This window comes from Actinomadura sp. CNU-125, from assembly GCF_001942465.1.
In the GTDB taxonomy this organism is placed as follows: Bacteria; Actinomycetota; Actinomycetes; order Streptosporangiales; family Streptosporangiaceae; genus Spirillospora.
In genome coordinates this window covers 1-6,577 of record NZ_MKJY01000287.1, presented here as the reverse complement: position 1 = coordinate 6,577, position 6,577 = coordinate 1, and the positions used below count along the sequence as shown (strand labels likewise).

Sequence of the window (6,577 nt, the reverse complement as noted above, 5' to 3'; positions counted from 1 at the left end):
GGCGCCGGGGCGGGCGCCGCCCGGGTGGCGAGCGCCTCCTCGATGCGGTCCACGACCGTCTCGATGAAGGCGTCGTCGTAGTCGGGGCCCAGTTCCCGCCGGGCGGCCAGCGCCGCGGCCAGGTCCTCGCGAGGCAGGCGTGGGGTGGTCATGGCCCAGTTATACGCTCGCCCCGCACGCCGGGGCGTCATCCGGAGGAGGTAACCTCCGGGTCCCCCGCAGGGGGCGGCCGTTCTCCGCGGGGGCGGCCCCCGGACGACGGCGCTACCCATCGGTAGACTGCCGCTTTCGCCGCCGAGACGCTCCGGAGGTCCCCCTTGAGAGTGCGGGCCCGAATGACCGCCCTGGCCGGGTGCGCGGCCGCCGCGCTCGTCCTCACCGGCTGCGGCGGCGACGGCGGGGACGGCGGTCACGCCGGGACGGACGCCGCCGGTTCGGCGCCGCCCACCACGACGGCGCCGCTGCCGCGAATCTCCCCGGCGGCGGTCAAGCCGCTCGTGGGGCGCTGGGTCGGCGAGGCGAAGGACTACTTCCAGTTCACCGCGGACGGCAGGGGCGTGTGGATGAAGGGCGAGCACGAGCTGTGGAGCGGGAGCGTGATCCCCGAAGGCGGGCGCGAGTTCCGGTTCTCCTGGAAGGGCGGCGATCCGAAGTCCGCCTCCTACTGGGGCGTCGCCCTTGGTGAGAAGGGGAACGAGCTGACGTTCGCCGGAACGAACCAGACGTACACGAAGGTCAAGGTCAAGGACAAGGGATGAGCGAGAGCACGGTGTCCGAGGTCGTGTCCGGGGAGACCCCGCCGGACGGGGCGTTCGCCTCGCCCGCGGACGCGGCCGCGAGGCTGGCGGGCGTCCGCTACCTCACCGACGAGGCGATCGCCACGACGGTCTTCCTCGCGCAGGCGCTCGGCAAGCCGCTGCTGGTCGAGGGCCCGGCGGGCGTCGGGAAGACCGAGCTGGCCAAGGCCGTCGCGGCCGCCACCGGGTCGGAACTGATCCGGCTGCAGTGCTACGAGGGGCTGGACGAGGCCCGCGCCCTCTACGAGTTCAACTACAAGAAGCAGCTCCTGGCCATCCAGGCCGCCCCCGAGGACCGGGCCTGGCAGGAGACCCACGACGACATCTTCTCCGAGGAGTTCCTCCTCGAACGACCGCTGCTGGCGGCGATCCGCCGCACCGGGCCGACCGTCCTGCTCATCGACGAGGCCGACAAGGCCGACGTCGAGGTCGAGGGGATGCTGCTGGAGGTCCTGTCGGACTTCCAGGTCACCATCCCCGAGCTCGGCACCGTCGAGGCCCTCCGCCGCCCGTTCGTGCTGATCACCTCGAACGCGGCGCGGGAGCTGTCGGAGGCGCTCAAGCGCCGCTGCCTCTACCTGCACCTCGACTACCCGGCCGCCGAACGGGAACGTGACATCGTCCTCGCGCAGGTCCCCGGCATCGAGGCGGAACTGGCCGAGCAGCTCGTCCGGACGGTCGGGACGCTGCGCGCCCTGGAGGTCAAGAAGGCCCCGTCGATCGCCGAGACCGTCGACTGGGCCCGCACCCTGCTCGCCCTCGGCCTGGACGAACTGGACGAGGCGGCCGTCGCGCGCACGCTCGGCGTCGTCCTCAAGCACGCGTCCGACCAGGAACGCGCCGCGAAGGAACTGGGGCTCGGCTGACATGGCGTCGCTGGTCGACCGGCACACCGGGTTCGTCGCGGCGCTGCGCGAGGCGGGGCTGCCGGTGTCGGTCGCCGAGGGCCTGGACGCGGTGCGCGCCATGCGGGCCGTCGACCTGCTCGACCGCGAGGCGCTGCGCGCCGCCTACGCCGCCACGCTCGTCAAGCGGCCCGCGCACCGGGTCGCGTTCGACCGGCTGTTCGACCTGTGGTTCCCCGCCGCGGTCGGGGACGGCGCGGGCGCACCGCCCGCCCGGCCCGCCCGCACGCGCGGCGCCGACGGCCGTCCCGTCCCGCCGCCGCTGGACCCGCAGGTGCGGCTGCGCCGCGAGGAGCTGGCGGACCTGCTGCTGACCGGCGACGACGCGGGCCTGCGGCAGTTCGCCCGGACGGCCGTCGCCGAGTACGGGCGGCCCGACGGGCAGGACGCGTGGTTCTCCTCCGGCGTCCTGCGCGCGCTGTCGCCCGGGACGCTCATGGCCCAGTTGCTGAACGCCGTCCTGCAGGGCCGGGAGCGCGGCGGAATGGCCGAGCGGATCGCGCGCCGCACCTTCACCGACCGCATCGCCCGCTTCGAGGACCTCGTCGCCGGGGAGGTGCGGCGCCGCATCGCCGAGGACACCGGCGTCGAGCGGACCGCCCGGCTGACCGTCCGGCCGCCGTTGGAACGCCTCGACTTCTCCAGCGCGGGCCGCACCGAACTGGACGCGCTGCGCCGCGAGGTGTATCCGCTCGCCCGGCGGCTCGCGACCCGGCTCGTGCAGAAGCAGCGGCGCGGCGACCGCGGCCGGCTCGACTTCCGCCGCACCGTCCGCGCGTCCCTGGGCAGCGGGGGAGTGCCGCTCACCACGCACTACCGGCCGCGCCGCCCGCACAAGCCGGAGCTGGTCGTGCTCTGCGACGCCAGCGACTCGGTGTCGGCGTTCGCGCACTTCACGCTGCTGCTGACGTTCGCGCTGCGCGAGCAGTTCACCAAGGTGCGGGCGTTCGCGTTCATCGACGCGACCGACGAGATCACCAAGTACTTCCAGCCGGGCGCCGACGTCGCCGACGCGATGACGCGGATGGCGCGGGAGGCCGACCTCGTCTGGATCACCGGACGCTCCAACTACGGGCACGCGATCAAGGTGTTCGCCGACCGGTACGGCGACGCGGTCGGACCGAAGACGTCGCTGCTGATCCTCGGCGACGCCCGCTCCAACTACGGGGAGCTGTCCCTGCCGATCCTGCGGGACCTGGCCGACCGCGCCCGCCACTCGTACTGGCTGAACCCCGAGCCGCGCCGCCTCTGGGACACCGGCGACTCCGCCGCGTCCCGCTACGGCGAGATCGTCGAGATGTACGAGTGCCGCAACCTCGTCCAGCTCGCCGCCTTCGCCGAGGAACTCGCCTAGCGTTCCCGGATGGCCAGCGCCAGCGCCGCGTACGCGAGCGCCGCGACGGCCGAGACGACCAGCGCGACGTTCGTCCCGTGCGCCAGCGCGGACGGGTCGTGCCCGGAGCCGGTCGCGACCGTCCCGACGATCGCGACGCCGACCGACGCGCCGATGTAGCGGGCGGTGTTGTTCGCGCCCGACCCCATGCTCGCGCGGTCCGCGGGCACGCTGTCGACGGCGAGCCGGGCGAGCATCGCGTTCGTCAGCCCGCTCGCGACGCCCGCGACGGCGAGGCCCGGCGCGAGGCGCCACCACGGCGCGTCCGGCGCGAACACCGCCATCGCCAGCTCGCTCACGCCCGCCAGCGCGAACCCGGCCGCCAGCAGCCGCCGGACGGCAGCCGGGCCGGGAGCCGGTGGGACTGCAGCGCGACGACGAACGACAGCCCGGACCAGATCGCCAGCACCAGCGCCGCCGTCAGCGGCGACACGCCCATGACCAGGCTCATCATCGTCGCCGAGTAGGTCATGACGCCGATGACCGTGAGGCCGGTGACCAGCGCGCCCGACACCGACAGCAGGAACACCGGACGCCGGAACAGCGCGAGATCGACCATCGGCTCGCGGCGCCGCGCCTCGATCGCGGCGAACGCGGCCAGCAGCACGGCCGCCGCGGCGAACAGCGCCAGGACGCCGGGCCGCGTCCAGCCGGTCCGGCCCCAGGTGATCGCCGCGACGAGCGCGCCCACGCCCAGGCTCATGGTGACCAGGCCGGGGACGTCCAGGCCGGCGCGCGGCCGCTCGGCGCGGGACTCCTCCAGCACGCGGGCGGCGACGGCGGCGAGCACGACCGAGGCGGCGACCGTCGCCCAATACCACAGCCGCCATCCGGAGGCGACGGTCAGCGCGGCGGCGGCGATCGGGCCGAGCGCGATGCCGAGGCCGACCATCGCGCCCCACGTGCCGGTGGCGCGGGCGCGGCGCGGGCCCGGCGGGAAGGACGCGGCGACGATGCCGAGGCCGGTGGCCAGCAGCGCGGCGGACGCGACGCCCTGCACGATCCGTCCGACGACGAAGGTGAGCGCGTCCGGTGCCAGGGCGCACGCGACGCTGGAGACCGCGAGGCCCGCCGCGCCGAGCACGAACACCCGCTTGCGCCCGTGGTCGTCGGCGAGGCTGCCGACCGCGAGCAGCGCCGCCGCCAGCCCGAGGCTGATCGAGCTCATCAGCCAGATCTGCGCGGTCGCCCCGGCGTGCAGGCCGCGGGCGGTGTCGGCGAGCGTCACCGGCGGGGGCGCAGTAGTTCATGAGCGCCAGCAGCGTGGCGGCAGCGGGCAGCGCGAGCGCGCCGGAGGGGCCCCGCCCGCGGCGCTCGTCCGCCGATGGTGTCGCCAGGGTCGTCATGCGCACTCCCGCGAATGGTTCGGTCAATGAACCCGGCGACCGTAACACGGATCGGTTCGGTCATTGAACCTCGGCTGGGATAGTGTGGGCGCATGGCACTCGGCAAGGACTACGCGGCACAGGACTGCTCGCTGGCCCGCGCGCTGGAGGTCGTGGGGGAGCGCTGGACGCTGCTGATCGTCCGGGACGCCATGTACGGCGTCCGGCGGTTCAGCGACTTCCTCGTCCATCTGGACATCCCGCGCGCGGTGCTGTCGGCGCGGCTGCAGTCCCTCGTCGAGGCGGGCGTCCTCGCCAAGGACGGCCACGACTACGTCCTCACCGGCCGGGGCCGCGACCTGTGGCCCGTCGTGCACGGCCTCGCCCGCTGGAGCGAGGAGCACCTGTCCGCCGAACCGTGCCGCCTGTTCGTCCACGTCACCTGCGGCGCCCGCGTGCGGCCCGACGGCGCGTGCCCGTCCTGCGGCGCGGTCGTCGCGATGGAGGACCTGGAGATCCACGCCGGGCCGGGCGTCCGGCACCGCGACGACCCCGTCAGCCAGGTGCTGCGGTCCCCGCACCGGCTCCTGGAGCCCATCCGGACCTGACGTCCGGACGGCTCAGGCGCCGAGGGCCCGCGCGATGAGCTCGGCGACCGCGTCCGGGTCGAGGTGCTGCCCGGTGACGCTCGCCAGGTTCTCCTGGTAGATCAGCACCGCCGTGAACGTCGCCGCCGCCACCTCCAGCCGCGCCTGTCGCCGCGCGCGCCGGGCAGCGCCAGCTCCAGCGCGTGCCGCGCCCGCAGGAACACCTCGCCGTTCAGCCGCCCGAGCCGCTCCCGGACGGACGTGTGCGTGTCGGCCTCACGGAACAGGATCCGGCGCATCGCGGGCGACGCCCGCAGCGGCAGTCGGCGGGCGAGCGTCGACAGGGTGCCGGCCGCGTCGCCCGGCACCGCGCCGTCCAGCCCGCCGCCCGCCGACGCGTCCAGCTCCTCGACGAACGTGCGCTCGTCGATCAGCGCCACCAGGACGTCCATCTTCTGCGGGAAGTAGTGGAAGACGAGGCCCTTGGGGACCTTCGCCCGGCGCGCGATGCGGGCCGTCGAGGTGGCCTCGTAACCGCGCTCGGCGAACAGCGCCTCGGCCGCGTCCAGGATCCGGGTGCGCGACGAGCGCTCCTCCGGACCGTCCGGCACGGGTTCGTGGTCGGGCTCGTGCTTCCCGGACGTCCGCGTTCTCATCGGCGCTCCCCCCACATGCCGGACGCCCCGGACGCCGCGCGGGCGTCCGGGACCGCATCGGGTACGGATCAGGTCGCGGCGGGCGTCCGGCCGCGGGCCTGGGTGGCTCCCCACACGCCGACGATAGTCGCGACGGCGCCGACGATCCATGCCGTCCAGGCCGCCGCGTCGCCGCCGGTGAAGCCGAACGCCCACGGCGACACGAAGATCAGCAGGGCGAACGCGGTCGACGTCCACGCCGTCGGGCCGGGCGCGCCGAGCAGCGCGTACAGTCCGGCGAGCGCGAGCAGGGCGCCGAGCACCATGAGCGGCTGCTCGCCCGCGTCGTCGCCCCACAGCTTCGGGGCCAGCAGCGCGACGAGACCGGCCACGAAGGCCACCCCGTCCTGCCACGCGAACTTGTCCATATGCCACCTCCGGGGGGTCGTGCTCCAACAGGTTCCGGTACCGGAGAACGTCCCCTGATTGACCGACCGGTCAACCTGACCGAAAGGATGGACCAATCCCTCTTTAGGGTGACAAAGGCGGTACCGACGGGAACGCCGGGCGTGACCGGCTACCCTCCACGCCCATGGAGACCAACCCGGGAAAGCCGGACGAGGCCGCAGAGCCCGACGGGCACGCGGCCCCGGCATCCGCCGGGGAGGCGGACGAGGCGCCCGGCACGGCGCCGCCCACGGACGCGGAGCCGCGTGCAGACGGGCGGCCGGACACGGACGTGCGGGTGGACGCGGAGCCGGCCGAGGAGGGACGTACGGAGGGCGGCACGGACGCGGAGGCGGACGCGCATACGGGTGTGGAGCCGGGTGCGGGCGTGCGGGTGGACGCGGAGCCGGCCGAGGAGGGACGTACGGAGGGCGGCACGGACGCGGTCGTGGACGCGCATACGGACGCGCATACGGACGCGCATACGG

Annotated in this window: 8 protein-coding genes and 1 pseudogene; 5 read left to right on the top strand and 4 right to left on the bottom strand. The window is 74.6% G+C overall.

Translation table 11 applies throughout. The features are described 5' to 3' along the window. Window positions 1-335: 335 nt before the first annotated feature. From BJF79_RS28925 to BJF79_RS28915, 3 genes are read left to right on the top strand one after another with little or no spacing between them, the layout of a single operon-like run. Window positions 336-758, top strand: a complete 423-nt coding sequence (locus BJF79_RS28925; protein WP_075902093.1) for a hypothetical protein — start codon at window positions 336-338, stop codon at window positions 756-758. Further along, a complete protein-coding gene (locus tag BJF79_RS28920) occupies window positions 755-1,663 on the top strand; it encodes an AAA family ATPase (RefSeq protein WP_075902091.1) in 909 nt (302 codons plus the stop codon). The genes BJF79_RS28925 and BJF79_RS28920 overlap by 4 nt, the downstream gene beginning before the upstream one ends. 1 nt (window position 1,664) lies before the next feature. Beyond that, window positions 1,665-3,056, top strand: a complete 1,392-nt coding sequence (locus BJF79_RS28915; protein ID WP_075902089.1) for a vWA domain-containing protein — start codon at window positions 1,665-1,667, stop codon at window positions 3,054-3,056. Here BJF79_RS28915 and BJF79_RS62090 read toward each other — a convergent pair. Both BJF79_RS62090 and BJF79_RS28910 read right to left on the bottom strand, forming a co-directional pair. Further along, window positions 3,053-3,394: a hypothetical protein gene (locus tag BJF79_RS62090; protein WP_262402720.1), complete on the bottom strand. Its 342-nt coding sequence runs from the start codon at window positions 3,392-3,394 to the stop codon at window positions 3,053-3,055. The genes BJF79_RS28915 and BJF79_RS62090 overlap by 4 nt on opposite strands. Continuing rightward, window positions 3,391-4,323 (bottom strand): MFS transporter, encoded by a 933-nt coding sequence (locus BJF79_RS28910; protein ID WP_262402719.1) that lies wholly within the window; start codon window positions 4,321-4,323, stop codon window positions 3,391-3,393. Before BJF79_RS28910 ends, BJF79_RS62090 begins: the two co-directional genes overlap by 4 nt. Window positions 4,324-4,533: 210 nt before the next feature. On the opposite strand from BJF79_RS28910, the gene BJF79_RS28905 reads away from it, so the two are divergent. After that, entirely contained in the window at window positions 4,534-5,028 is a 495-nt protein-coding gene (locus BJF79_RS28905; RefSeq protein WP_075902087.1) for a winged helix-turn-helix transcriptional regulator, read from the top strand. Window positions 5,029-5,129: 101 nt separating this feature from the next. Here BJF79_RS28905 and BJF79_RS28900 read toward each other — a convergent pair whose 3' ends face one another. Both BJF79_RS28900 and BJF79_RS28895 read right to left on the bottom strand, forming a co-directional pair. Continuing rightward, on the bottom strand, window positions 5,130-5,663 hold the full coding sequence (locus BJF79_RS28900) for a TetR/AcrR family transcriptional regulator (protein WP_262402718.1): 534 nt from the start codon (window positions 5,661-5,663) through the stop codon (window positions 5,130-5,132). 68 nt (window positions 5,664-5,731) lie between these two features. Then, window positions 5,732-6,070 (bottom strand): SPW repeat protein, encoded by a 339-nt coding sequence (locus BJF79_RS28895; protein WP_075902085.1) that lies wholly within the window; start codon window positions 6,068-6,070, stop codon window positions 5,732-5,734. A gap of 164 nt (window positions 6,071-6,234) precedes the next feature. Here BJF79_RS28895 and BJF79_RS28890 point away from each other — a divergent pair. After that, a pseudogene (locus tag BJF79_RS28890) lies at window positions 6,235-6,577 on the top strand (hypothetical protein); the annotation flags it as partial.